Origin of the sequence: Streptomyces sp. NBC_00028 (assembly GCF_045041065.1) — a bacterium.
Lineage (GTDB): Bacteria > Actinomycetota > Actinomycetes > Streptomycetales > Streptomycetaceae > Streptomyces.
The window spans coordinates 3049967-3074618 of the sequence record NZ_CP108293.1 but is presented as its reverse complement, the minus strand read 5'-3'; the positions used below and the strand labels follow the sequence as shown (position 1 = coordinate 3074618).

At 73.0% G+C, this 24652-nt stretch carries 20 protein-coding genes and 2 pseudogenes; 16 read left to right on the top strand and 6 right to left on the bottom strand.

The genetic code is table 11. The features are described 5' to 3' along the window. Positions 1–246 precede the first annotated feature (246 nt). The 5 genes and pseudogenes from OG885_RS13375 to OG885_RS13355 all read left to right on the top strand — a co-directional run bounded on the left by OG885_RS13375 (position 247) and on the right by OG885_RS13355 (position 3512). Complete coding sequence (locus OG885_RS13375; RefSeq protein WP_405730636.1) at positions 247–834, top strand: RNA polymerase sigma factor; 588 nt, start codon at positions 247–249, stop codon at positions 832–834. Continuing rightward, positions 831–1616: a BN159_2729 family protein gene (locus tag OG885_RS13370; protein WP_405730634.1), complete on the top strand. Its 786-nt coding sequence runs from the start codon at positions 831–833 to the stop codon at positions 1614–1616. The genes OG885_RS13375 and OG885_RS13370 overlap by 4 nt, the downstream gene beginning before the upstream one ends. Further along, positions 1613–1846, top strand: a pseudogene (locus tag OG885_RS13365) (WhiB family transcriptional regulator); the annotation flags it as partial. The gene OG885_RS13370 and the pseudogene OG885_RS13365, both read left to right, overlap by 4 nt. Positions 1847–2488: 642 nt before the next feature. After that, complete coding sequence (locus tag OG885_RS13360; RefSeq protein WP_405743200.1) at positions 2489–2905, top strand: hypothetical protein; 417 nt, start codon at positions 2489–2491, stop codon at positions 2903–2905. A 28-nt stretch (positions 2906–2933) separates the two neighbouring features. Continuing rightward, on the top strand, positions 2934–3512 hold the full coding sequence (locus OG885_RS13355; RefSeq protein ID WP_405730632.1) for a hypothetical protein: 579 nt from the start codon (positions 2934–2936) through the stop codon (positions 3510–3512). Between the two features lie 103 nt (positions 3513–3615). On the opposite strand, the gene OG885_RS13350 is transcribed toward OG885_RS13355, so the two are convergent. From OG885_RS13350 to OG885_RS13340, 3 genes are read right to left on the bottom strand one after another with little or no spacing between them, the layout of a single operon-like run. After that, positions 3616–4515 (bottom strand): aminoglycoside phosphotransferase family protein, encoded by a 900-nt coding sequence (locus OG885_RS13350; protein ID WP_405730630.1) that lies wholly within the window; start codon positions 4513–4515, stop codon positions 3616–3618. 27 nt (positions 4516–4542) lie between these two features. Beyond that, on the bottom strand, positions 4543–5034 hold the full coding sequence (locus OG885_RS13345) for a ferritin-like domain-containing protein (protein WP_405730628.1): 492 nt from the start codon (positions 5032–5034) through the stop codon (positions 4543–4545). Then, on the bottom strand, positions 5031–5600 hold the full coding sequence (locus tag OG885_RS13340) for a hypothetical protein (protein WP_405730626.1): 570 nt from the start codon (positions 5598–5600) through the stop codon (positions 5031–5033). Before OG885_RS13340 ends, OG885_RS13345 begins: the two co-directional genes overlap by 4 nt. 216 nt (positions 5601–5816) lie before the next feature. Here OG885_RS13340 and rimP point away from each other — a divergent pair, with 216 nt between their 5' ends. The 9 genes from rimP (at position 5817) to OG885_RS13295 (ending at position 17858) form a co-directional block, all read left to right on the top strand. Next, on the top strand, positions 5817–6314 hold the full coding sequence (gene rimP, locus OG885_RS13335) for a ribosome maturation factor RimP (RefSeq protein ID WP_399966026.1): 498 nt from the start codon (positions 5817–5819) through the stop codon (positions 6312–6314). 2 nt (positions 6315–6316) lie between these two features. After that, positions 6317–7303: a transcription termination factor NusA gene (nusA, locus tag OG885_RS13330; protein ID WP_405730624.1), complete on the top strand. Its 987-nt coding sequence runs from the start codon at positions 6317–6319 to the stop codon at positions 7301–7303. Positions 7304–7405: 102 nt separating this feature from the next. Continuing rightward, the gene (locus OG885_RS13325; RefSeq protein WP_079313065.1) at positions 7406–7687 is read left to right on the top strand and encodes a YlxR family protein; all 282 of its coding nucleotides are present in this window, start codon (positions 7406–7408) and stop codon (positions 7685–7687) included. A gap of 163 nt (positions 7688–7850) precedes the next feature. After that, a complete protein-coding gene (gene infB, locus OG885_RS13320; protein WP_405730622.1) occupies positions 7851–10991 on the top strand; it encodes a translation initiation factor IF-2 in 3141 nt (1046 codons plus the stop codon). A gap of 135 nt (positions 10992–11126) precedes the next feature. Next, positions 11127–11420, top strand: coding sequence for a DUF503 domain-containing protein (locus OG885_RS13315; RefSeq protein WP_018531172.1), 294 nt, complete (start codon positions 11127–11129; stop codon positions 11418–11420). 38 nt (positions 11421–11458) lie between these two features. Next, on the top strand, positions 11459–11905 hold the full coding sequence (gene rbfA / locus OG885_RS13310; RefSeq protein ID WP_405730619.1) for a 30S ribosome-binding factor RbfA: 447 nt from the start codon (positions 11459–11461) through the stop codon (positions 11903–11905). Beyond that, the gene (gene truB / locus OG885_RS13305) at positions 11902–12807 is read left to right on the top strand and encodes a tRNA pseudouridine(55) synthase TruB (protein WP_405730617.1); all 906 of its coding nucleotides are present in this window, start codon (positions 11902–11904) and stop codon (positions 12805–12807) included. Before rbfA ends, truB begins: the two co-directional genes overlap by 4 nt. Before the next feature lie 307 nt (positions 12808–13114). Next, a complete protein-coding gene (locus OG885_RS13300) occupies positions 13115–16786 on the top strand; it encodes a trypsin-like peptidase domain-containing protein (RefSeq protein WP_405730615.1) in 3672 nt (1223 codons plus the stop codon). 124 nt (positions 16787–16910) lie between these two features. Next, entirely contained in the window at positions 16911–17858 is a 948-nt protein-coding gene (locus tag OG885_RS13295) for a bifunctional riboflavin kinase/FAD synthetase (protein WP_399966032.1), read from the top strand. A 71-nt stretch (positions 17859–17929) separates the two neighbouring features. Here OG885_RS13295 and OG885_RS13290 read toward each other — a convergent pair whose 3' ends face one another. Next, positions 17930–20839 (bottom strand): AAA family ATPase, encoded by a 2910-nt coding sequence (locus OG885_RS13290; protein WP_405742719.1) that lies wholly within the window; start codon positions 20837–20839, stop codon positions 17930–17932. A gap of 828 nt (positions 20840–21667) precedes the next feature. Next, positions 21668–21748, bottom strand: a pseudogene (locus OG885_RS13285) (SCO5717 family growth-regulating ATPase); the annotation flags it as partial. 462 nt (positions 21749–22210) lie between these two features. Between OG885_RS13285 and OG885_RS13280 the strand changes: the two are divergent. Further along, entirely contained in the window at positions 22211–23710 is a 1500-nt protein-coding gene (locus OG885_RS13280; protein WP_405730612.1) for a PQQ-binding-like beta-propeller repeat protein, read from the top strand. A 69-nt stretch (positions 23711–23779) separates the two neighbouring features. On the opposite strand, the gene OG885_RS13275 is transcribed toward OG885_RS13280, so the two are convergent. Continuing rightward, entirely contained in the window at positions 23780–24064 is a 285-nt protein-coding gene (locus OG885_RS13275) for a DUF397 domain-containing protein (protein ID WP_405730610.1), read from the bottom strand. A 266-nt stretch (positions 24065–24330) separates the two neighbouring features. On the opposite strand from OG885_RS13275, the gene rpsO reads away from it, so the two are divergent. Continuing rightward, complete coding sequence (gene rpsO, locus OG885_RS13270; RefSeq protein ID WP_015657483.1) at positions 24331–24618, top strand: 30S ribosomal protein S15; 288 nt, start codon at positions 24331–24333, stop codon at positions 24616–24618. The last annotated feature ends 34 nt before the right edge of the window (positions 24619–24652 follow it).

Genomic DNA, 24652 nt, shown 5'->3' with positions numbered 1-24652 from the left:
GCAAGTAGATCGCAGATCGGGCCTGTGGGGGTCCGGTGTGCACGGCGTAACTCTCCTGTCACGGCGGCGCCTTGACACGATCTACATCTACATGAAGACTGCAGAGCGTATCCGGATGTGGGTCGCGGCCCTCCTGTGTGCCGCGGTGACCCGTGCCGTGTGCTTCGGCAATCTACATCTACATGGATATCGAAGATATGGGGCCGCCGCCCCGCACCTCCGCATCGATGCCGACGGGAGCGATCCATGCCGTTACCGGCCCACCCCATCGTCCAGCCCGCCCCCGAACCCGAACTGGTCACGCGTGCGCGCGCCGGGGACCGTGAGGCGTTCGCCGTGCTGTACCACCAGCACTACCGCATCGTGTACGGCTTCCTGCTCGTCCGGACCCGCAACAGACATCTGGCGGAGGACCTGACCCAGGAGGCGTTCATCCGCGCCCTGCGCCGGATCGACGGCTTCACCTGGCAGGGCACCGCCTTCGCCGGCTGGCTCACCACCATCGCCAAGAACCTCTGGCTCGACGAACTCGCCCGCGGCCGGACCCGTTGGGAGACCCCGGTCGGCGAGTTCGACGACCCCCGGGGGACGGGCTCCGGCGTCGAAGGCCTGGTCCCACGGGAACTGGAAGCCGTCGAGGCCCAGGAGACGGTGCGCTGCGCCCTGGACGTTCTCAACGCCCGACAGCGGCACTGCGTGGAGCTGCGCTATCTCGACGAACTCACCCCGCAGGAAACCGCGTTGGTGATGGGCCAGACCGTCGGAGCCGTCCGCACGCTCACCTGTCGGTCGCTGCGGAAACTGCGCCGGTCCATCGGGGCGGTGTCTGTGTGAACAGCAACCTCACCCACGCCGCCGGTGTGATCCGCGCGGTTCTGGGGTCCGTTCCGTTCGAACAGGCGGCGGCCGTCGCGCATGCGCTCGACACCGCCCGGCTCCTCGTCGACCCCCACCGCGCGCCGGCCACCGTGCTGCTCCGGACGCCCGGCGGAGGCTGGTCCCGCATCCCGCGTCCGCTGACCGAGCTGGAGCGCAAGGCGCTGGACTGGGACGCCGCCTGCGCACGGGCGCGGTACGTCGCCCAGGCCGTCGCGCGCCACCTCGCCGGCCAGGTCGGCCCCGCCGACATCCGCGTCGACGGCGACCGGGTGAAGGTCGTGCTCCGGGTCGACGGGCCCGAGCGCTGGACCCGCTGGCGCGCCTACTTCGGCATCACGATCGTCGGCGAGGGCGCCCGCCCGTACACCGTGATCGGCGAGGGAGTGCGCGACGGCGTGCGTGTGACGGTGGTGGCCCACGGCGCCGGGGCGACGCTGCCCTGCGCCGCGCCCACCGCACCGACACGCTCCTTCCGACTCGGCGACACCGTCTACGACCTGGCCCTCCCGCTGCGCGACGTGCACGGGGACGTCTGGTACTTCCAGGGGTGCAGACGCCAGGACGGCATGCCGCTGATGTCCGTGGACGGCCGGCCCGAGCGCTGCTCCCTGGCCAACGTGGCGGCCCACGTGGGACCCCTGACACCGGTACCGGCCCCGCTCCCGGACGACGTCGACCCGGCCGCGCCGCCGCTCACCCCGGTACCGGCCCATGGCCCGGCGGGACCGGCCCGATGAGCCTCGGCGCACCCGCCGCGGACGCGGGCTCGCGGGCCTGGGAGGCGAGCGCGGCCTGCCGGGCCAGGAACGCCGACCTGTGGTTCACCCGGCGGTACACATCGACGGCGCTGGCCATCTGTGCGACGTGCCCGGTGCTCGACTCCTGCCGGGCCGCCGTGCTGCACAGGGAGCGGAACCTCCCGCGCTGCGACCGCCAGGGCATCGTCGCCGGCCTCACCGGCGCCCAACGCCACGCACTGGAACAGTCGACCGACCCCCCATCCGGGCCCAACACCCGGCCACCGAGCGGGTCTTCGGACGACGACGCGTCAACCCCGCCACCCGAGCGCCCCACGGCCCCTTCCCACCGCCCGGAGCCGGGGAGACGCCGCGCACGGTCGACCGGGGGGCCGGTCGGCTCACTGTGCGGGGCGATGGAGGGGGCGGCAGCCGGGGAGGCCGGTGCTGCCGCGGTCAAGAGCGGTGCCGTCGTACGGCAGTCGAGCGGGCCTGCGGGCGACCCGGGCACGGGGGGACGCGGGGCGCGGTCGACCGGGGGACCGGTCGGCTCACCGTGGGGGGCGATGGAGGGGGCGGCAGCCGGGGAGGCCGGTGCTGCGGCGGTCGGGAGGAAGAGCGGTGCCGTCGTACGGCAGTCGAGCGGGCCTGCGGGCGACCCGGGCACGGGGGGACGCCGGGCGCGGTCGACCGGGGGACCGGTCGGCTCACTGTGCGGGGGGATGGAGGGGGCGGCACCTAGGGAGGCTGGGCCCGCCACCGCGTCAGGCGCTGGGTGGCACCGCGGTGATCGGGGGGTGGGCTCCGCCGGAACGTCCCCGGGGGGATCCGCTGGGTTCGCCGGAACGACCCCGGAGCGAGCCGCCGGGTGCGTGGGCGACGCTCCGCAAGCGGTGCTGTTCCGCGACAAGTCCGCCCGGTCGATAGCCGGGCCGACCGGCAGCGGCCGGAGCGAGCGGCCCGCCGTCCCTTCTCCCCGGACGGTCGGCGACGCACCGTCCGGCCGGCCCGGCGACCCCACGGATGCGCGGAAGCCCCCACCGGGGCGGTCCGGCGACGGCCGGCAGGAGCGGGACGCCCGGAACCCGGGCCCCCGGCTCGCGCCCTGCGGTACTCGGGCCGCCTACCAACGGCACCTGCGGCGGGGCGAGTTCGTCGACGAGGCCTGCCGGGACGCCAATGCCCGCGGTGCCGGCCGGTACCGGCGCACCGGATCCACCCGCGACCGTACCGACGAAACCCGCCCGAGTGCAGCCGCCCGTGCCGCCACGGCCGACGCCCCTCGCTGAGAACCGTTCACCGTCACCGGAGTACCTCATGTCCACGCCCCCTCCGCTCGCCCCGCCCCAGGAGAAGGACGCCCGCGGTTCAGGGGCGCCCGGCCCGCTGGGACGGACGGCCGCCGCACTGTGCCGCGCCCTGCGGTCCGGCCGCGTGCCCCGCCCCGACCGGCGCGACCTCGACGACTGCCGTCGGGAACGCGACCGCTGGCAGCGCCACGCCGACTCCTACGAGCGGGAGCTGACCCGCGTCCGGCTCGACCACGCACACCTGCTGGCCTGGCTGGCCGCGCTGCACCCCGCGAGCGCCGTCCTTACCCCCGACAGCGACGCCGGCCCCGACGGCGTCCACCGGCTGCGCATCGAGGCGGGCGGGCGGCAGCTGTCCTGGCGGCTGCACCCGACCGACCTGCCACTGTTCGCCCACACCCCGTACGCGCCGCACCCCCTGGCCGCGGACAGCCCCCCGGCCACCGAACAGGCGGCCCATCTCCGCCGGCACACCCGCCTGCTGGCACTGGAGGGGATGCTGCTCACCAGGCCCGCCGAGGCACGCCCCCCGGCACGCCCCCCGGCACGGCCCCCGCGCCCCGGCGAGAAGGCACCGCCCCCGTGAGACTCCGGTCGGCTGGCTCGGGAGGCACGTCGGCCGGACCCGCCACGCCCCCCTGCGAAGGCTCTCGGCAGGGGGGCGTGCTCCCGTTCCCAGGGCGGCCCGGCTACAACCAGCCCGCGAACTCCAGCAACAGCTCCGCGTCCTGGGCCCGGCCGACCCTGAGCGCCCGCACCCCGGACTCCACCGCCCGGAACAGCGTCCACCCCCGCAGCCGCTCCTGATCCACGTCCAACGACTCCGCGAGCCGCTTGACCCGCCGCCGAGTGATCGAGGCCCCCGACGGCGAGGCGATCAGGTCCTCCACCCGGTCCCGCACCAGCCGCGCGAGATCGAACGCACACTCACCCACCACCGGATCCGGCCCCACCGCCAGCCACGGCATCCGCTCCCCGGCCAGCACCTTGCTCTGCCGGAACGTCCCGTGCAGCAACCGCTCCTCGGGCGGCGCGGCCAGCAGCTCCGCCCGCGCGGCCACCGCGGCGGAGACCAGCGGACCGACCTCGGCCAGGCCCGACGCGGTCGCCCGCATCGCCTCGGCCTGCCGCCCCGTCCGCTCGGCCACCGTCTCGAACGTGTGCCCGGCAGGCGGCTCGACCCAGAGCCGCCGCAAGGTACCGGCCGCCTCCAGCAACGCCTTCGCCTCGGGCAGCGACCGCACCGACACATCGGGATGCAACCGCTCCAGCAGCAGCACGCCTTCCCCCGCGAACGGCTCCAGCAGCTGTACGGCGCCCAGCCCGTCCCAGTGCGCCAGCGCCGCCCGCTCCGCCTCCGGCCGGAACCGCGGCGGGGCCAGCTTCAGCACGGCGGGCGTGCCGTCGGCGCGCCGGACCAGGACCACCAGGCTGCTGCGACCGCCGGGCACCTGCACCCGCTCCACGCTCAACTCGCGTAGCGCGACGGCCTGCTGAGCCGCCTCGGGCAGCTTCTCCAACCAGTCGTCACCATCAGGTGCCGTCTCACCGAGCGCCCTGACCAGACGCCGCGGCGGTTCGAAAGCCATACCCGAGATCTTCCCTTCCCGTACGCGTTACGCCGTAGGAGCCGGCGCGGCCGTCGCCGTCGCTGAAGCCGAGGCCGTGGCCGTCGCCGCCCGCTCGGCGAGACCAGGGAAGGCTACGCTCTCCCCGCGCCAGCGCACCGCCCGCACCGCCGCCTCCCGCAGCGCCTCCGTGGCCAGCGTGCGCCGCTCGCCCACGGCTGCCCGCACCAGGTCGGAATACACCCCGGCGACCCGGTCCTCCAGCTCGGCGGCCAGCCGTACGGCCGCCTCCGAGTCCGGCACCGGGAACGGCAGCGCGTATCCGGCCGCCGCCGCGACCGGCTTGCCGCCCAGGTCCCGCACCTCGCGGACCAGTACGTCCCGCCGGGCGCGATGGGCGTCGTAGGCGGAACGCGCCTCGGTGCGCCGGCCCTCGCGGATCCGCCCGCCGACGACGCCGTAGCCGTACACGGCGGCGTGCTCGGCCGCCAGGGCCGCCTGGAGCGCGGTCAGTGCCCGCTTCTCTTCCTTGTCGCTCACTTGGCCCCCTCCGTCAGCAGATAGGCGTGCGCCGCCCCGGCCGCGGCCACCGAGGCCAGCAGCCGGGCCAGTTCGCCCGGCATGTCGAGCAGCGCCTTCGCCCGCGCGTCCGCGAGCACCCGCTCCGCGGTGGCGAGTTCGACCAGGGCGTCCTTCTCGTTCACCGGCACGGCGACGGCCGGCGTCGGCGCCCCCGTCCCGCTCGCCGACGCGGACGCGGACGCGGACGCGGACTCCGAAGCCGAAGCCGTCGCGCCCGCCGACCCCGTCGCGCCGAACGCCTCCACGTGCCGTACGGCCTCCGCCCGCAGCGGTGACAGGCGGTCCGTGAGCGTGGGATGGGCGGCGAGGACGGCGTCGTAGTGCTCGACGATCCCGCGGCTGTCCCGCGCCGCACGCGTGCGTGCCCGCTCGGCGACCGACGGGCTGCCTCCGGTGCTCTCCTCGGAGTCGGAGTCGCCGGATCCGGAGGTGCAGCCCACCAGGAGGGCGGCTCCGGCGGCCGAGGCGAGGAGGGTTCTTCTGCGCGGCCCCGAGGGGGTGCGCGGCGGCGGGGGGTACGGCACGGCAGACGTCCTCGGGGGCTCGTACGAACACACGGGCGGGGAGGGCGGCCCCGCCGGTGATCACGGTACCCGCGCGCCGGTCCGCAGCCACTCATCGGCACCGCCCGCGGGCCCCGAGGGGCGCACGATGGACGGCAACAGTCCCTCGGACCGGATACCCTTTGACCAGACACGCGACCTTCCCACAACAGCACACGCGGCCGAGGAGTCACCCGGATGAGCACCACCCAGAGCGAGAGGCTGCGAGAGCTCCTGGAACCGCTCGTCACCTCCCAGGGACTGGATCTCGAAGAGATCGAACTGGACTCCGTCGGACGAAAGCGTGTGCTGCGTGTCGTCGTCGACTCCGACCAGGGCGCCGATCTGGACGCCATCGCCGATGTGAGCCGCGCGCTCTCGGCGAAGCTCGACGAGACGGACGCGATGGGCGAGGGCGAGTACACCCTCGAGGTCGGCACCCCGGGCGCGGAGCGCCTCCTCACCGAGCACCGGCACTACGTCCGCGCCGTCGACCGGCTGGTGAAGTTCCAGTTGGCCGAGGGCGGGGAACTGGTGGCCCGGATCCTCACGGTCGACGACGACGGTCTGGACGTCGAGGTGCCCGGAGTGAAGGGCCGCAAGGCCACCGGCCGCAGGCTCGGCTTCGCCGAGATCGACAAGGCGCGCGTCCAGGTCGAGTTCAACCGCAAGGACAAGAAGGAAGAGGAGGCGTAGCCGTGGACATCGACATGAGCGCCCTGCGGGGCTTGGTACGGGAGAAGGAGATCTCCTTCGACCTGTTGGTCGAGGCGATCGAGTCGGCCCTCCTCATCGCCTACCACCGCACCGAGGGAAGCCACCGCCACGCGCGCGTGCGCCTCGACCGGGAATCCGGCCATGTGGTCGTGTGGGCGAAGGAAGACCCCGAGGACCTCGAAGAGGGCCAGGAGCCCCGCGAGTTCGACGACACCCCGTCCGACTTCGGCCGTATCGCCGCCACCACCGCCAAGCAGGTCATCCTGCAGCGGCTGCGCGACGCCGAGGACGACGCGACGCTCGGTGAGTACGCCGGGCGCGAGGGCGACATCGTCACCGGTGTGGTGCAGCAGGGCCGCGACCCGAAGAACGTGCTCGTCGACATCGGCAAGCTGGAGGCCATCCTGCCGGTGCAGGAGCAGGTCCCCGGCGAGACCTACCAGCACGGCATGCGGCTGCGGTCGTACGTCGTACGGGTGGCGAAGGGCGTGCGCGGTCCGTCCGTCACCCTCTCTCGCACGCACCCCAATCTGGTGAAGAAGCTGTTCGCCCTCGAGGTGCCGGAGATCGCCGACGGCTCGGTGGAGATCGCCGCCATCGCACGTGAGGCCGGTCACCGTACGAAGATCGCGGTGCGGTCCACCCGTTCCGGACTCAACGCCAAGGGCGCCTGCATCGGCCCCATGGGCGGCCGGGTGCGCAACGTCATGGGTGAGCTGAACGGCGAGAAGATCGACATCGTCGACTGGTCGGACGACCCGGCCGAGATGGTGGCGAACGCGCTGTCCCCGGCCCGGGTCTCCAAGGTGGAGGTCGTGGACCTCGCGGCCCGCTCCGCGCGGGTGACCGTGCCGGACTACCAGCTGTCCCTGGCGATCGGCAAGGAAGGGCAGAACGCCCGCCTCGCGGCCCGTCTGACCGGCTGGCGCATCGACATCCGGCCCGACACCGAGCAGTCCGGGGAATAAGCCGGGGAATAGATCCAAGCCGAGCTTGGCTTAGATCACGACAACAACCGTTCGATTCCTGCCCCAAAGGGGTGAGGTCGGTACGGGGAGGTAGACTTAGCAGTGTCTGGCCGGACGCGCGCCCGCGCATGCCCTGAACGCACCTGTGTGGGGTGCAGGCAGCGAGCGGCCAAGACCGATCTGCTGCGTACCGTGGCGATCAAGGACGCATGCGTCCCCGATCCAAGCGGTACGCTGCCCGGCCGGGGCGCCTATGTGCACCCCGCCCTGGTCTGTCTCGACCAGGCGGTACGCCGCCGGGCGTTCACGCGGGCGCTTCGCGCCCCGGGAGCGCTCGACGTAAAGGCGTTGCGCCAGTACGTCGAGCAGACAGACAGTTGCTGAGCAGGCAACACCGCAAGGAGCGTCGTACGGAACCCCCGTGCGGCCCTGGTACCCCGCGAGTTGGAAGTAGGTCGAGATTGCGATGAGCACTCGATGAGCACGCGATGAGTACGCCCATGAAGTAGCGACGGTCCGGACGCAACCCGGACCTAAAAGGAGCGAAGTGGCTAAGGTCCGGGTATACGAACTCGCCAAGGAGTTCGGGGTTGAGAGCAAGGTCGTCATGGCCAAGCTCCAGGAACTCGGTGAATTCGTCCGTTCGGCGTCTTCGACCATCGAAGCGCCCGTCGTCCGCAAACTGACGGACGCCCTCCAGCAGGGCAACGGAGGCGGCAAGCCCGCCCCGCGCAAGGCTGCCCCGGCGAAGCCGGGCGCCCCCTCTCCGGCGCAGGCTGCCCGTCCGGCCGCCCCGCGCCCGCCGGCTCCCAAGCCGGCCGCCGCCGAGACGCCCGCGGCTCCCGCCGCTTCGGCGCCTTCCGGCCCCCGTCCCACCCCGGGCCCGAAGCCCGCGCCGCGCCCCGCGCCGGCGTCCCCGGCTCCGACCACGCCCGAGTTCACGGCGCCCCCGTCGGCTCCCGCCGCGCCGGCTCCCGCGCAGGGTTCTCCCGCACAGGGCTCCGGCCCGCGTCCGGGCGCCCCGCGTCCGGCCGGCCAGCAGGCTCCGCGTCCGGGTGGCCAGCGTCCCGCCGGCGGTCCCGGTCAGGGCGGCCAGGGCCGTGGTGACCGTGGCGACCGTCCCGGCGCTCCGCGTCCGGGTGGCCAGGCCCCGCGTCCCGGTGCCCGTCCGGCCGGTCCCCGTCCGGGCAACAACCCCTTCACCTCTGGTGGCTCCACCGGCATGGCGCGCCCGCAGGCGCCCCGTCCGGGCGGTGCCCCGCGTCCCGGCGGCCCCGGTGCCCCCGGTGAGCGTCCCGGCGGCGCCCCGCGTCCGCAGGGCCAGGGCGGTCCCCGTCCCCAGGGTGCGGCGGGCGGTCCCCGTCCGCAGGCCCCGGGTGGCTCGCGTCCGACCCCGGGCGGCATGCCTCGTCCGCAGGGCGGTCCCCGTCCCGGCGGCGGCCCCGGCGGCCCGCGTCCCAACCCCGGCATGATGCCGCAGCGTCCTGCTGCCGGCCCGCGTCCCGGCGGCGGTGGCCCCGGTGGCCGTGGTCCCGGTGGCGGCGGCGGTCGCCCCGGTGGCGGCGGCGGTCGTCCGGGTGGCGGCGGCGGCTTCGCCGGTCGTCCCGGAGGCGGTGGCGGCGGCGGCTTCGCCGGTCGTCCCGGTGGTCCCGGTGGCGGTGGCGGCGGCTTCGCCGGTCGTCCCGGTGGTCCGGGTGGTCCCGGCGGCGGTGGCCGTCCCGGCTTCGGCGGTCGTCCGGGTGGTCCCGGTGGCCGTGGTGGCACGCAGGGTGCGTTCGGCCGTCCCGGCGGTCCGGCGCGTCGTGGTCGCAAGTCGAAGCGGCAGAGGCGCCAGGAGTACGAGGCCATGCAGGCCCCGTCGGTCGGCGGCGTGATGCTGCCTCGCGGCAACGGACAGTCCGTCCGCCTGTCGCGCGGTGCGTCCCTCACCGACTTCGCGGAGAAGATCGGCGCCAACCCGGCCTCGCTCGTCGCCGTGATGATGAACCTCGGCGAGATGGTCACTGCCACGCAGTCCGTCTCCGACGAGACCCTCCAGCTGCTCGCCGGCGAGATGAACTACGTCGTCGAGATCGTCAGCCCGGAGGAGGAGGACCGCGAGCTGCTCGAGTCCTTCGACATCGAGTTCGGCGAGGACGAGGGCGACGAGGAAGACCTCGTGGTCCGTCCGCCGGTCGTGACCGTCATGGGTCACGTCGACCACGGTAAGACCCGACTGCTCGACACCATCCGCAAGACGAACGTCGTCGCGGGTGAGGCCGGCGGTATCACGCAGCACATCGGTGCGTACCAGGTCGCGACCGAGGTCAACGGCGAAGAGCGCAAGATCACCTTCATCGACACCCCGGGTCACGAGGCGTTCACCGCCATGCGTGCCCGTGGTGCGAAGTCGACCGACATCGCGATCCTGGTCGTCGCGGCCAACGACGGCGTCATGCCGCAGACGGTCGAGGCGCTCAACCACGCCAAGGCGGCCGACGTCCCGATCGTCGTCGCGGTCAACAAGATCGACGTTGAGGGCGCCGACCCGACCAAGGTGCGCGGTCAGCTCACCGAATACGGGCTGGTGGCCGAGGAGTACGGCGGCGACACCATGTTCGTCGACATCTCCGCCAAGCAGGGCCTCAACATCGAGAGCCTGCTGGAGGCCGTGGTCCTCACCGCGGACGCCTCGCTCGACCTGCGGGCCAACCCGGAGCAGGACGCGCAGGGTATTGCGATCGAATCCCACCTCGACCGCGGTCGAGGTGCCGTCTCGACGGTCCTGGTCCAGCGCGGCACGCTGCGCATCGGCGACACGATGGTGGTCGGCGACGCGTACGGCCGTGTCCGGGCGATGCTCGACGACAACGGCAACAACGTCGAGGAAGCGGGTCCCTCGACCCCCGTCCTGGTCCTGGGTCTCACCAACGTCCCCGGCGCCGGCGACAACTTCCTCGTCGTCGACGAGGACCGCACGGCCCGCCAGATCGCCGAGAAGCGCGCGGCGCGTGAGCGCAACGCCAACTTCGCCCGCCGGGGTGTCCGGTTCTCCCTGGAGAACCTGGACGAGGCCCTCAAGGCCGGTCTGGTGCAGGAACTCAACCTCATCATCAAGGGCGACGCGTCCGGTTCGGTGGAGGCTCTCGAGTCCTCGCTGCTCCAGCTCGACGTCGGCGACGAGGTCGACATCCGCATCCTGCACCGCGGCGTGGGTGCGGTCACCGAGTCGGACATCAACCTGGCGACCGGCTCCGACGCCATCGTCATCGGCTTCAACGTCCGCGCCGCGGGCCGCGCGGCGCAGATGGCGGAGCGCGAGGGCGTCGACGTCCGGTACTACTCGGTGATCTACCAGGCCATCGAGGAGATCGAGGCGGCCCTCAAGGGCATGCTCAAGCCGGAGTACGAGGAGGTCGAGCTCGGCACGGCGGAGATCCGCGAGGTCTTCAAGTCGTCCAAGCTGGGCAACATCGCCGGTGTCCTGGTCCGCTCGGGCGAGGTCAAGCGCAACACGAAGGCTCGACTCGTCCGCGACGGCAAGGTCATCGCGGAGAACCTCAACATCTCCGGTCTGCGTCGCTTCAAGGACGACGTCACCGAGATCCGCGAAGGGTTCGAGGGCGGTATCAACCTCGGCAACTTCAACGACATCAAGATCGACGACGTCATCGCGACGTACGAGATGCGCGAGAAGCCGCGCGGCTGATCGTCGTAGCACGCGATCGGGGCCGATCGGCGGACGTAATATCCGTCGATCGGCCCCGGCCGTTGCGTGTACGGTTCCCGTATCGGCGTCCAAGAGCGGCGCCCGTACCCCGAACCGGCGGGCATCCGGACACACATGTATGTGGGGACTCTGTCCTTCGATCTTCTCCTCGGCGACGTTCACTCGCTGAAGGAGAAACGCTCACTCGTCCGTCCGATCGTGGCCGAACTCCAGCGCAAGTACGCGGTGAGCGCGGCGGAGACGGGCAATCAGGACCTCCATCGCCGGGCCGAGATCGGGCTCGCGGTGGTCTCCGGGGACACGGGCCACCTCACCGACGTACTGGACCGCTGCGAGCGGCTGGTCGCCGGGCGGCCCGAGGTGGAACTGCTCTCGGTTCGACGCAGGCTCCACAGCGACGAAGACTGAAGCAGAAGCAAGAGATAAGTACTTAAGGAGACGGACCAGTGGCCGACAACGCGCGGGCGAAGAGGCTGGCGGACCTCATCCGGGAGGTGGTGGCCCAGAAGCTGCAGCGCGGGATCAAGGACCCGCGGCTCGGCACCCACGTCACCATCACGGACACCAGGGTCACGGGCGACCTCCGGGAGGCGACCGTCTTCTACACGGTGTACGGGGACGACGAGGAGCGAGCGGCGGCGGCGGCCGGACTGGAGAGCGCCAAGGGCGTGCTCCGTTCCGCGGTCGGCGCGGCGGCGGGCGTGAAGTTCACCCCGACGCTCACCTTCGTGGCCGACGCCCTGCCGGACAACGCCAGGACCATCGAGGACCTCCTCGACAAGGCCCGCCAGTCCGACGAGAAGGTGCGCGAGGTCTCGGCCGGCGCCACCTATGCCGGTGAGGCCGACCCGTACCGCAAGCCGGACGAGGACGAGGACGAAACCTCCGAATGAACCGGAAGAGCACTACGCCCGACGGGCTTGTCATCGTCGACAAGCCGTCGGGCTTCACTTCGCACGACGTGGTCGCCAAGATGCGCGGGATCGCCAGGACCCGCCGCGTCGGCCACGCCGGCACCCTCGACCCGATGGCGACGGGCGTGCTCGTCCTCGGCGTCGAGAAGGCGACGAAGCTCCTGGGGCATCTCGCCCTCACCGAGAAGGAGTACCTGGGCACGATCCGGCTCGGCCAGACGACCCTGACCGACGACGCCGAGGGCGAGATCACGAGGTCGGTCGACGCCTCGAAGGTCACCCGCGAGGCCGTCGACGCCGGGATCGCCAAGCTGAGCGGCGACATCATGCAGGTGCCGTCCAAGGTCAGCGCCATCAAGATCGATGGCGTGCGCTCCTACAAGCGGGCGCGCGAGGGCGAGGAGTTCGAGATCCCCGCGCGGCCGGTCAGGATCTCGTCCTTCGCGGTGTACGACGTCCGGGACGCGGTCGCGGAGGACGGCACCCCCGTCCTCGACCTGGTCGTGTCGGTGGTCTGCTCGTCCGGCACCTACATCCGGGCGCTCGCCCGTGACCTGGGCGCGGACCTGGGTGTGGGCGGCCACCTCACCGCGCTGCGCCGCACCCGCGTCGGCCCGTACAAGCTGGATGCGGCCAAGACCCTGGACCAGCACCAGCAGGAGCTGACGGTCATGCCGATCGCCGAGGCCGCCACGGCCGCGTTCCCCCGCTGGAACGTGGACGCCAAGCGGGCCCGGCTGCTGCTGAACGGCGTACGCCTGGAGATGCCCGACGAGTACGCGAGCCGCGGCGCGGTCGCCGTCTTCGACCCCGAGGGCCGCTTCCTCGCCCTCGTCGAGGAACAGAAGGGCAAGGCCAAGAGCCTGGCCGTCTTCGGCTGAGCCGCCGAGTGGCGCTCCACCCGTGGAGCGGCGGTCACGGAGTACTCCGCCGCTCCACGGTCCCCCCTCGGTTCCCCCACCCCTAGGGTGTATCCAACCGACCCCGTCCATTCACCCGTCCGGGCAGGCGCTCGGAGTGAACCGGGGGAGCGGAAGGGGGCGCGTTCATCGCGCGATCTGTCCCGCCGATCAGCCGGTGCCTACCGTCGAAGACGGGCCTGTCCCGCGGACCGGACGGATTTGGCCGACCGGCCGGCCGAGAGGCGGTCCCGCGGCACGGGCAGGGGCACGGCGGGGAGGTTCGACCATGGCGGGACGGGGCTCGCGGGCCGCAGGCGCCCGCACACGTCCGACCCCGAGCGGTACGCCTGGCCCACCCCTCGGCGGGGACCCGGCAGGCAACCCAACGCCGGACGCCCCCCATGACTCGGGGGCGGGCCATGAGGGGGAGTTCCCTCCGGCGCACGCGCTCGTCCGTGTGCACGACCTCGCCGGACGCCCGCGCGGCACCGGCTTCGTCGCCGACCACCACGGCACGGTGATCACCAGTCACGAGACCGTCGACGGACTGCCGAGGCTGCTGCTCCAGGCCGCCGAGGACCGTCACTGCGTGGTCACCGCCGACGCGGTCACCGCCCTGCCCGAGCTGAACCTGGCGCTCGTGCGCACCGAGGGCCTGGGCGTCGACCCGCTGCCGGTCGGCGGGCGGGACGGGGTGGAGACCGGCGCCTATGTGCGGATCGCCGCAGGCCGCTGGCGTGAGGCGCGGGTGCTCGGGACGGCCTCCGTGACGTACACGGCGACGGATCGCTTCCATCTCCTGGACGACGTACTGGAGTTGGCGATCGGCACGGCGGGGCAGGACGCGCTGCGGCTCGGGGGAGGGGCGGCCGGGGGGCCCGTGCTGGACGCCGCGACCGGTGCGGTGCTCGGAGTGCTGGGCACCGCCCTCCAGAGCGGCCGACGCGAGGCGGGCTTCGCGGTCCCGCTGTTCCCGCCCCCGGACGGCCCCCTCGCCGCCCTGCTCGCCGAGAACGCGGCGACCGTCCCGGCGTACGGCACCGACCTCAACCTCGCGGGCGTCCTGGAACTGACGGCCACGTCGGTGGGCCAGGACGGGCCGCCCGGGACACTGGCCGGATACGTCGGCGGAGCGCAGGCGGACCCCGTCGGCCCCCTCGGTGCCGGCCCGGTGGAACCGGTCCAACGGGCGGCCACCGCAGCGGAGTTCGCCGCCTTCGCCGAGAGCGACGCCGCCGTCCTCGCGCTCGTCGGGCAACCCGGCAGTGGTCGTACGACGGAACTGGCCTCCCTCGCCGCCCGCCGTGACCGGGGCGCCCACCCCGCGCCGACCCTCTGGCTGCGCGGCGCCGACCTGAGGGACGAGGACACCTCGGTGGCGGACGCCGCGAGCCGGGCGCTGACCCGCGCGGCGAGGATCGTCGCCGCCTCCCGCTCCGCGCACGTCAGCGACCTGGGTGACCTCACCCCCACCCGGCTCGCCCGGCTGTCCCGGGCCGCGGGCCGCTCCTTGCTCCTGCTCCTCGACGGTCCCGAGGAGATGCCGCCGGTCCTGGCCCACCGCCTCCCCGAGTGGACCGACGGCACCGCGCGGTGGCTGCGTGAGTCGGGCGCGCGGTTGGTGGTGGCGTGCCGGGCGGAGTACTGGGAGGCGGCGGGGGCGGCGTTTCCGGGGGAGATGCTGTACGGGGGTGCTGAGGGCGGTGGCTTCGAAGGGGTGAGCGAGCCTCCGGATGGAGGTACAGGCAGGGCTGAGACCCCGTGCGTCCACCTCACCGACCTCCAGGACGACGAGGCCCGCAGCGCACGCGCGCGCTACCGCATCCCGGACGGCACCCTGCGCGACCCCGACGCCCGCCACCCCCTCACCCTCCGTCTCCTCGCCGAGGTCCGTGCCGCCCTCCCCGGCGCCGACGCCCCGCACGCGCGCGTGGACCGCGACGACGTCTTCTCGGCCTACCTCGACCTGATGTGCCTCCGTACCGCCGTGCGCCTGGCCGCCGAGAACGGCCTGCGCGGCACCGCCGTACGCCGCCTCGCGGCCAGGGTCTCCGGCCAGGTGCACGAGGCCGCCCGCCGCAGCCTCGGCCCCGGCCAGGGCGAACTGGACCGGGAGTCGTTCGAGGCGGTGTTCCCCTGGGGCCCCGCCCCGGCCCGGCTCGGCGGCGGCACCGGCTGGGCCTCCGCCGTCCTCACCGAGGGCCTCCTCGTCCCCGCCGGCAGCGGCTACCGCTTCGCCCACGAGGAACTCGCCGACTGGATCCAAGGCGTCCACCTCGACCTGGACGAGGCTCTGCGCGCCCTCGTCCACCGCCGCCGTACCCACCCGACCGACGACCACCCGCTCCCCGTCCCGCACCACCGCATCGGCCCGGTCGTCCAGGCCCTGCTCCTCCTCGCCCGCCAGCAGGGCACCCCGAGCCTCGCCCTCCGTCTGGAGGAACTGATCCAGGCACTGGACGCCGACCCGCACTCCTGGTGGGCGGCCCGTCTCCTCAGCGAGTCCCTGCTCCGAGTGCCCGACGCGACCCCGTACACGGGGGTGCTGCGGCTGCTGGCGGACCGGGTGGTCGACTGGCGGGGCCGGGAGCGGGAACAGCGACAAGAGCAGGAACACGAGGATGAACACGAGGGTGAACGCCCCACCACCTCCCACTTCCCGCCGACCTTCTGGCTGGCCCTCCCCCTCCCGCCGGTAACCCTCTTCGACCTCCTTCGACGGCTCGTCCTGGCCGACGGCCCCCCGCAGGACACCGGCCCCCGCTTCCTGGACGCGGCCTCGCGACTCCTCGCCGACGCCCCCACCGCCGTACAGCCGCATCTCACCGGCTGGTTCGACGACGAGCGCCCGTTGCCCGCGACCCCGCACGCGACCGTCGCCAAGGCGGCGCAGGCCTTGCTGCACACCCACCGGCGGCTGGCCCTGGACGATCTGACGGAGGTACTGGTCGACAGCGCGCACCGGCGGGCCGACGAACTGCTGGCGGGGCTCGCGGAGGACGAGCCGTCGGCGGTGTGCCGGGCGGTGGACCGGTGGGCGCACGACGAACGGCCCGACCGGCGGGTCGCGGCGGTGGCGTACGGCCTGCGCGCCGCCCCGCACGTGACCACCGAGGCCGACCGCGAACTGCTCCGCTACGCCGCCCTCACCCTCCTCGCCCGCCCCGCCGACTGCACCCTGCACGGCGGCGCGCTCGCACTCCTCGTCCGCGATCCACGCACGCGTGCCCGTCATCTCCCGCAGGCCCTGGGCCACTTCGCAGCCGGCGACCCGCAGTTCCCGCCGAGCGCCCTGGTCGCCGCCCTCACCACCCACCCGGAGCCGGTGCTCGACGCCTTCCGCGCCCGGCTGCGCCGACCCGGCGCCGGAGAGGCGCTGCGCACGCTCGCCGACGTCACCCTGCCCACGCCGGCTCGTCGGATCGCCGCACTCGTGCGGGAGGCCGTGGAGCAGCGCCCGGAGACCGCGGCGGACGTGGCCGCGTACGTCGACCGGCGCCTCGACCAGGGGCCGGGCACCCGGGCCGTGCTGTTCCCCCTGGTCACAGGGTTGCTGGAGGACGGCCCCGAGGAGGTGCGGTCGGCGCTGGCCACCGTACTGGCCACCCCCGGCAACCCCGCCTCGCGTCCCCTGCGTCGGGAACTGCTCGCCCACCTGCTGGGGCATGAGCGGGCGCCGGCCGTACTGGAGACGCTGCTGCGTGCCACTGCCTCCCACGGAGAGGACGGCGACACTCTGCGCGACCTTGTCCATCGCATCGGCCTCCTGCTCGTCCGAACCCCGGACGGAGCGGCTCGCTTCGACCGCGCGCTCGTCGATCTGGGCCGTCGGATCCCGGGCTTCGCCGCGCGCGTGGCGGGCTGGCTGACCGACACCCCGCAGCCGTGGGCGGCCGTCGTCGGCCCCAGCACCCGCCGCATGATCGAGAACCTGGCCGGGGTCAGGGTGCCCGCCTGACCCACGTGGGTCGAGTCACAGCGTCCATGCCGATGCGGGCCACAGGGACGCGGCATGGCACCCTTAGACCTGCGTAAGAGGTAAGCCGTACATACGGACACGGGTTCGACGAGGAGCGGTCACAGTGCAGCGCTGGCGTGGCTTGGAGGACATCCCCCAGGACTGGGGGCGCAGCGTCGTCACCATCGGCTCCTACGACGGAGTCCACCGCGGACACCAGCTGATCATCCGGCATGCCGTGGATCGCGCCCGTGAGCTGGGAGTTCCCGCGGTCGTCGTCACCTTCGACCCGCACCCCAGCGAGGTCGTCCGCCCCGGCAGCCACCCGCCGCTGCTCGCTCCGCACCACCGCCGCGCCGAACTGATGGCGGACCTGGGCGTGGACGCGGTCCTGATCCTCCCCTTCACCACGGAGTTCTCGAAGCTCTCGCCGGCCGAGTTCGTCGTCAAGGTCCTGGTCGACAAGCTGCACGCCAAGGCGGTCGTCGAGGGCCCCAACTTCCGCTTCGGCCACAAGGCCGCGGGGAACGTGGAGTTCCTCGCCGAGCAGGGCAAGGTGTACGACTTCGAGGTCGAGGTCGTCGACCTGTTCGTCTGCGGGGACGCGGGCGGCGGCGAGCCGTTCTCGTCCACCCTCACCCGCCGTCTGATCGCCGAGGGCGACCTCGAAGGCGCCGGCGAGATCCTGGGCCGTCCGCACCGGGTGGAGGGCGTGGTCGTCCGAGGCGCCCAGCGGGGCCGCGAGATGGGCTTCCCTACGGCGAACGTCGAGACCCTCCCGCACACCGCCATCCCCGCCGACGGCGTGTACGCCGGCTGGCTGCATGTGCAGGGCGAGGCGATGCCGGCCGCGATCTCCGTCGGCACCAACCCGCAGTTCGACGGCACCGAGCGCACGGTGGAGGCGTACGCCATCGACCGCGTGGGCCTCGACCTCTACGGCCTGCACGTGGCCGTCGACTTCCTGGCCTTCGTCCGTGGCCAGGCGAAGTTCGAGTCGCTGGAGGCACTGCTGGAGCAGATCGCCGAGGACGTCAAGCGATGCCGTGAGCTGATCGCGGCGGCCGAGTAGCCGCTTCTTCGTCCACGACGCCGAAGGGCGGCCGGTGCTGATGGGCACCGGCCGCCCTTCGGTCGTACGGGCTACTGCTGCGGCGGCTGCCCCTGCTGGGGGTACGGCTGCTGCGGATACGGCGGCTGCCCCTGCTGGGGATACGGCTGCTGCGGCGGGTACGGCTGACCCGGTTGCGGGGCGGGGGCGTACGGCTGGCCGGGCTGGGGGTAGCCCTGCGGCGGGTACGGCTGGCCGGGAGCGGGCTGGCCGGGCACCGGCTGTCCCGGGGCGTACTGCTGTCCCTGTCCTGGGGCGTACTGCTGGCCCGGCATCGGCGGGGCCGCCACCGGGGGCGGGTTGCCGTCGCTGGTCCACAGGCCGTGGGACTGCTGGTGGCGTACGAAGTCCTCGGCGACCATCGCCGCGAGGTTGAAGTACGCCTCCCGGACCTTCGGCCGCATCATGTCCAGGTCGACCTCGGCACCGGCGGCGAGATGCTCGTCGAAGGGCACGACGACCACGCCACGGCAGCGCGTCTCGAAGTGGCTGACGATGTCCTCCACCTTGATCGTCTTGCCGGTCTCGCGGACACCGGAGATGACGGTGAGGGAACGGGACACGAGATCCGCGTACCCGTGCGCGGACAGCCAGTCCAGGGTCGTACTGGCGCTGCTCGCACCGTCGACGGACGGGGTGGAGATGATGATGAGCTGGTCGGCGAGGTCGAGCACGCCGCGCATCGCGGAGTAGAGCAGCCCGGTACCGGAGTCCGTGAGGATCACCGGGTACTGCTTGCCCAGCACGTCGATGGCGCGCCGGTAGTCCTCGTCGTTGAAGGTCGTGGACACGGCCGGGTCGACGTCGTTGGCGATGATCTCCAGGCCCGACGGCGCCTGGGAGGTGAACCGCCGGATGTCCATGTACGAGTTGAGGTACGGGATCGCCTGGACGAGGTCACGGATGGTGGCCCCGGTCTCGCGCCGGACGCGGCGGCCGAGCGTACCGGCGTCCGGGTTGGCGTCGATGGCGAGGATCTTGTCCTGCCGCTCCGTGGCGAGGGTGGACCCGAGGGCGGTGGTGGTCGTGGTCTTGCCGACGCCACCCTTGAGGCTGATGACGGCGATCCGGTAGCAGGACAGCACCGGCGTACGGATCAGCTCCAACTTCCGCTGCCGCTCGGCCTCTTCCTTCTTGCCGCCGATCTTGAACCGGGAGGGCTGGGCGGCCGGACGGCTGCTCTTCGCCTTCTGCCGCTTGTTGTTGAGCAGCCGGTCGGAGGACAGCTCCACGGCAGCGGTGTAACCGAGCGGCGCGGCACCGGGGTTGGTCATCTGCCGCTGATCATGCTGGATGGGCTGGGGCCAGGCGGTGCCGGTGCGGGGGTCGGCGGGGGCCTGGGGGGCCTGGGGGGCCTGGGGGGTGGGGGCTTGGGCCTGCGGTGCCTGGGCTGAGGGCGCTGGGGCTGAGACCGGGGGCTGGGCGTCGGCTTGGGGGTGCGGCTGGGGTGCGCCCGGCTGCGGGTGGGCCGGGTGGGTCGGCTGGTTTTGCTGGGCGGGGGGTTGGGGGAAGCCGTAGCCGGCCTGCTGGTCGGGGGAGGGCTGGGCGTTCGGGGTGGCGGGGGCGCCGGGGTGCGGGAAGCCGTAGCCGGCCTGGGCGTTGGGGGTGGGGGCCGGGGCGCCGGGCTGGGGGGCCGGTGCGGGGATTCCACCGGGGTGGGGGAAGCCGTAACCGCCTTGGGCGTTGGGCGCGGGGGCGGCCGGGGCGCCGGGCTGGGGGAAGCCGTAGCCGCTCTGAGGGGTCGGGGGAGTGGGGGGTTGCACGGCCTGGGGCGCGGGGGCGGGTGCCTGGGGGGTCGGGGGCTGAGCGTCGGCCTGCGGGTGCGGCTGGGGGATGCCCGGCTGGCCCTGCGGGGTGGCGGGGGCGCCGGGGTGAGGGAAGCCGTAGCCGGCCTGCTGGTCGGGGGAGGGCTGGGCGTTGGGCGTGGGGGTGGCGGGGGCGCCGGGTTGGGGGAAGCCGTAGCCGCTCTGGGCGTTGGGCACCGGAGTCGGGGCGCCGGGGTGCGGGAAGCCGTACGCGCCCTGCGGGCCCGGGGCCGCCGGGGCGAGGGCCGGGCCGGTGGGCGGCTGCGTGGCCTGCGGCGTCCAGGAGGCGGGCGCGGGCTGCGGTGCCTGCGGCTGGAAGGGCGGCTGCTGCGGCGGCACGGCCGGCTGGTCCTGAGCGACCGCGGGCTGAGGTTCCGCGGGTGCTGCCGGGGTCGGCTGCGGAGGCGCGGGCTGAGGTTGCGGCTGCGCGGGCCACTGCGCCGCGGGTGCGGGCGCGGCGGGCTGGTACGACGGCGGCAGCGGCGGCATCCCGGGCTGCGGCGCCGGTGCGGGAGCCCAGGCGGGGGACCCGTCGGCCGGGGGTGCGTCGGCGGGGGGCGCGTCCTGCGGTGCGGCGTCTTCGGGTGCGTTGTCCTCAGGTGTGAGGTCCTGAGGCTCGGCTTCCTCGGTGGTGTCCGACGGTTCGACGTCCGCGGGTTCCGGGTCAGCTTCTACGTCGTCCGGTACGGCGTCTACGGGTGCGGAGTCGGAGAGGTCCGCGTCCGCCGGCTCCACGCCGACGGCAACGGCGTTCACCGGCTCCGCGTCCACCGGCTCTACTTCGGCGAGCTCCGGCTCCACCGTCGAGTCGGCGTCGGCGTCGGCGTCGGTGTCGGCCTCGGTCGACTCCGCCTCCGCCTCCGCCTCCGTCAGGTCCGCGTCCGCCAACTCCTCGTCTGCCGCAGCAGCTTCGGCGTCTTCGCCTTCGGCGTCGTCGGACAGCGGAACGTCGCTGAAGGAGTCCGCGTCGAGACCGTTGTCCTCGTCGGTGTCGTCGCCCGCGTCGGCCGTGCCGTCGGCATCCGCGTCGAAAGCCTCCTCGGCGGCGGCGTCCTCCTCCACAGCCTCGTCGGTCTCCTCGACCGCCGCGGCGCGCTCCGCGATCTCCCGCTTCAGGGCGACGGCGGAGAACCGCATCGTGGCGCCGCTCTCCAGGTCACCGCTCCCGGACTCCTCCGGCTCCTCGACGTCCGGCGCGGCAGAGGCCACCTCAGGAGCAGGCGCCGGAGCAGGAGCAGGCGCCGGAGCGGGCGCAGGCAGGGTGAAACTCGCCGGAGACGAGGAGGGAGCCGAAGCCGGAGCACCCCACGGCCCCTGCGTCCCCGGAATGTTCGGTACGGCCGTAGGAGAAGCGGGGTCGGCGGCAGGAGCCTCAGCCCGGGCCTCGTCCTGCGTCGGCTGCGAAGTCTGCGGAGGCTGCGGCTCGAAGCCACTCCCCACCGGAAGCCTCGGCACCGCCACCGGCCCAGCGCTGGGCGGCGCGGGCGGCGTGAACGGCGCACCCGGCCCCGAGGCCGGCGGCGCGGGCGGCGTGAACGGAGCCCCGGGCCCGGAAGAGGGCGGTGCCGGGGGAGTGAAGGGCGCACCCGGACCCGCCGCCGGACCTGCCGTCGGCGGTGTGAACGGAGCGCCGGGCGCCGGAGCCGGGACGGAAGCCGGTCCCGAAGACGCCCCCTGGGGACGTGAGTGGGCCGGCGGAGTCAGCCCCGGAAGCGAGGAAGCGGACCAGTCGGTGGGAGAGGGAACGCCCGCAGGCGCCCCGCCGGCCGCCGACCCCGCCGTACCCGAAGAAGAACCCGTAGAACCTGTAGAACCCGTAGAACCCGGACCCCCAGAACCGGCTGAACCGGTCGAGCCACCCGAATCCCCCGAACCCCCCGAATTCCCCCCGTCGTTGGATCCCCCCGACGCGTTCTGCGTGTACCAGGCAGGCGGTGCGTAGTCGATGGTGAACTCGCCCGTCATCTCGCTGGCGGACTCCGCGTCGGGCTGGTCATCGCCGGGTGTGGCCCAGCCCCCGCGGATCCCGTCCCGATCGCTGCTCACAATTCCTCCTGGTGTGGTCGAGCACCCTCATACCGTGCTAGGGGCGACCTGTTCTTGTCGTCTTCTAGTCGTCCGAAGTCGTTCGAGGTCGTCCGCTCCACCGGACTCTCCCCCTGGGACGCCGACGCCCGGTCCACGGGTTCTGGCGTCGCGCCCGGTACCAGCCTAATCACCACAAGCCCCACCCCGGCAGGCCCGTCCACCCCTGAGCGAGGGTCCACTGCGTCACAACCTGCCCAGAAGTGCCGTACACAGCTTTCGCATCCGTGAGGAAAAGGGGCGATGTTCGTGAATACCCCGAACATAAACGGAAGGTGACGGCGGACGAGCCCGCGCCCTCCCGAAGCGCCTTGCCCCGCAAGGCCGTTGACCGGAACGGTGATCCACCCCGCTCCCGGGCCGTGGCCGGCCGACGGGCATAGTGGGCCCTTCTCAGGTCACGAACAGAAAGGGCGCTTCCGCGTGAGCTTCGGCCCGCCTCCCTCGATCTACACCCAATCCGCACTCGCGGCGGACACCGCGCGCAAGCGCCGCCGGACGAAACTGCTGGGCGCGGTGGCGGTCGTCGTGGCCCTCCTCGTGCTGGCCGGAGGCGGCTGGTTCCTCGCGTCCGGCGACGACGCCGCCCCCGTCGACGCCAAGGGGCCGGTCGTACAGAGCCCCGACGCGATCAGGGAGACGACCGAGAAGGTCCCCGGCTCGCCCGAGGGGCAGCTGATGATCGAGCACGACGAGGAGAACCTCGCCAAGACCAACGACGCCAGTCCCCGTTACGCGCCCGGCACCTGGGCCACCGACAAGGTCATGGTCAAGGGCGTCGCCAGCCGGCTGGAGGGCTACAACATCGCCCTCGACGCCGACGAGAAGGCCTGGACGCTGAAGCTGGACGGCCACCTCTGCGCCACCAGCCGGCACGTCACCGCGGACGGCCGTACCGCCGTCGTCATCCAGCCCCCGCGGCCCAAGGGCTCGGACAAGGACGGCGTCTGCGACCAGGTGGTGTTCGTCGATCTGAACACGGGCAAGAAGCTGTGGCAGAAGCAGATGCCGGCCGCGAACTCCGCCTTCGTCACCAACACCAACCTCACCCTGACCAAGGGCGTCGTCGCCGTCGCCTGGGGGCAGGGCTCGGTGGCGTACGACATGCGGACCGGCACGAAGCTGTGGAACAGCGCGCTCGGCGACGAGTGCCAGGACAAGGCCTTCGCCGGCGGCCGCGCCCTGCTGGCCCTGCGCAGCTGCGGTGCGCTGCCCGACGTCAGGTTCCAGGTGCAGAAGGTCGACCCGCGCACCGGCAAGCCCCTGTGGACGTACCGCGTCTCCAGCGGCATCCAGACCGTCTACCTGCCCTCCGCCGACCCGCCGGTCCTCGCCCTCGCGGCCGGCGACAGCACGGTCACCGACGTGATCACCCTCGACGGCCAGGGCAAGTACCGCACCACCATCCCGCTCGACGACTACGACGCGAAGTGCGGTGAGCGCTACTTCGGGATGTCCTTCTTCGGCGAGTACGAGAACTGCGACGGCATCGTGGTGGGCCGCACCCAGGCGTACATCCTGAGCAAGGAGAACATCGCCACCGGCGAGCCCTCCGACTGGATCGTGGCGTTCGACCTGGCGACCGGCAAGACCGCGGGCAAGTTCGAGGGCCGTGAGCTCCAGAAGGTCTACCCCCTCCGGATGAGCGGCGACGACCTGCTCATCTACCGCCGCGGCGCGGGTGCGGTGGCCCCGGCGGCCGTGGTCCGCTGGAACCCGCGCACGGACCGGGAGACCCCTCTCCTGCTCTTCACGCTTCCCGAGGACGACGACTCCGAGCTCAGCGACCCGGAACAGTCCGACATCCTCTACCAGTACGGCCGCGCCTTCTTCGGCAAGCGGGAACTGGTCCACGACGACAAGTACCCCACCGACCCCGCGCTGATGGCCGTGGCGATCGGGAGCGCGGGACTGAAGCACTGAGAGACGTCCGTACGACGATGAGTGGGAGCGGCACGCGCGCGTGCCGCTCCCCACTCATCCGCGTCGCGTTCACCCCGCGGATTCCTCCGGCGCCGGCTGAAGATCGAACTCCCCGTCCCGCGCGCCGAGCACGAAGGCCGTCCACTCCGCCTCCGTGTAGCGCAGCACGGTGTCCGGGTCGAGCGAGGACCGCATGGCCACGGCGCCCTCGGGCAGGTAGGCGATCTCGACCCGCTCCTCGTGCTCCTCCGTGCCCGGCGCGCAGTGCCACTCGACGCCGGAGATGTCGAGGGCGTAGAGCTCGTCCCGCTCCCGCTCCTTGCGTGCCTTGATCTCCTCTGCCGTCTCCGCCATGTCCGGCGACCCCTTCCCGACGTCCTACGATCCGAGCTCACCCTAGTGGCCCCATCCGTCCCGACGGGGTGGTTCGGAAAGCGGGCGAAGGTGCCCACCTGGGCCTGGTACCCTGAGTGACGGCCGTTTGTGTACGCACCCCCGGAGTCCCTCGAAGGACCCTGGAGGCCGCGCCCAGCGGATCCCCGCCTCCCGAGTAACGGAAGCTCCCCCGAGACAAAGACCGGGGGCACTCGGTGGCCATTCAAAGACTACGAGGAGTACGCGTGCCGCTCGACGCCGCTACGAAGAAGCAGATCATCAGCGAGTTCGGTCAGAAGGAGGGCGACACCGGCTCCCCCGAGGTCCAGGTCGCCATGCTGTCGCGCCGGATCTCGGACCTGACCGAGCACCTCAAGACCCACAAGCACGACCACCACTCCCGTCGTGGTCTGCTGATCCTGGTGGGTCAGCGTCGCCGCCTTCTCCAGTACCTGGCGAAGAAGGACATCCAGCGCTTCCGTGCGCTGGTCGACCGCCTCGGCATCCGCCGTGGTGCGGCGGGCGCCAAGTAAGACGCCGTGAAGGGGGCGGTTCCCGAAACGATCG

Coding starts and splice junctions, on each gene's coding strand:
- OG885_RS13275 (WP_405730610.1), bottom strand. CDS start 24,064: ATGGCGGAGACGGCAGAGGAGATCAAGGCACGCAAGGAGCGGGAGCGG.
- OG885_RS13355 (WP_405730632.1), top strand. CDS start 2,934: ATGTCCACGCCCCCTCCGCTCGCCCCGCCCCAGGAGAAGGACGCCCGC.
- OG885_RS13315 (WP_018531172.1), top strand. CDS start 11,127: ATGTATGTGGGGACTCTGTCCTTCGATCTTCTCCTCGGCGACGTTCAC.
- OG885_RS13300 (WP_405730615.1), top strand. CDS start 13,115: ATGGCGGGACGGGGCTCGCGGGCCGCAGGCGCCCGCACACGTCCGACC.
- OG885_RS13350 (WP_405730630.1), bottom strand. CDS start 4,515: ATGGCTTTCGAACCGCCGCGGCGTCTGGTCAGGGCGCTCGGTGAGACG.
- OG885_RS13290 (WP_405742719.1), bottom strand. CDS start 20,839: ATGCGGTTCTCCGCCGTCGCCCTGAAGCGGGAGATCGCGGAGCGCGCC.
- OG885_RS13375 (WP_405730636.1), top strand. CDS start 247: ATGCCGTTACCGGCCCACCCCATCGTCCAGCCCGCCCCCGAACCCGAA.
- truB (WP_405730617.1), top strand. CDS start 11,902: ATGAACCGGAAGAGCACTACGCCCGACGGGCTTGTCATCGTCGACAAG.
- rimP (WP_399966026.1), top strand. CDS start 5,817: ATGAGCACCACCCAGAGCGAGAGGCTGCGAGAGCTCCTGGAACCGCTC.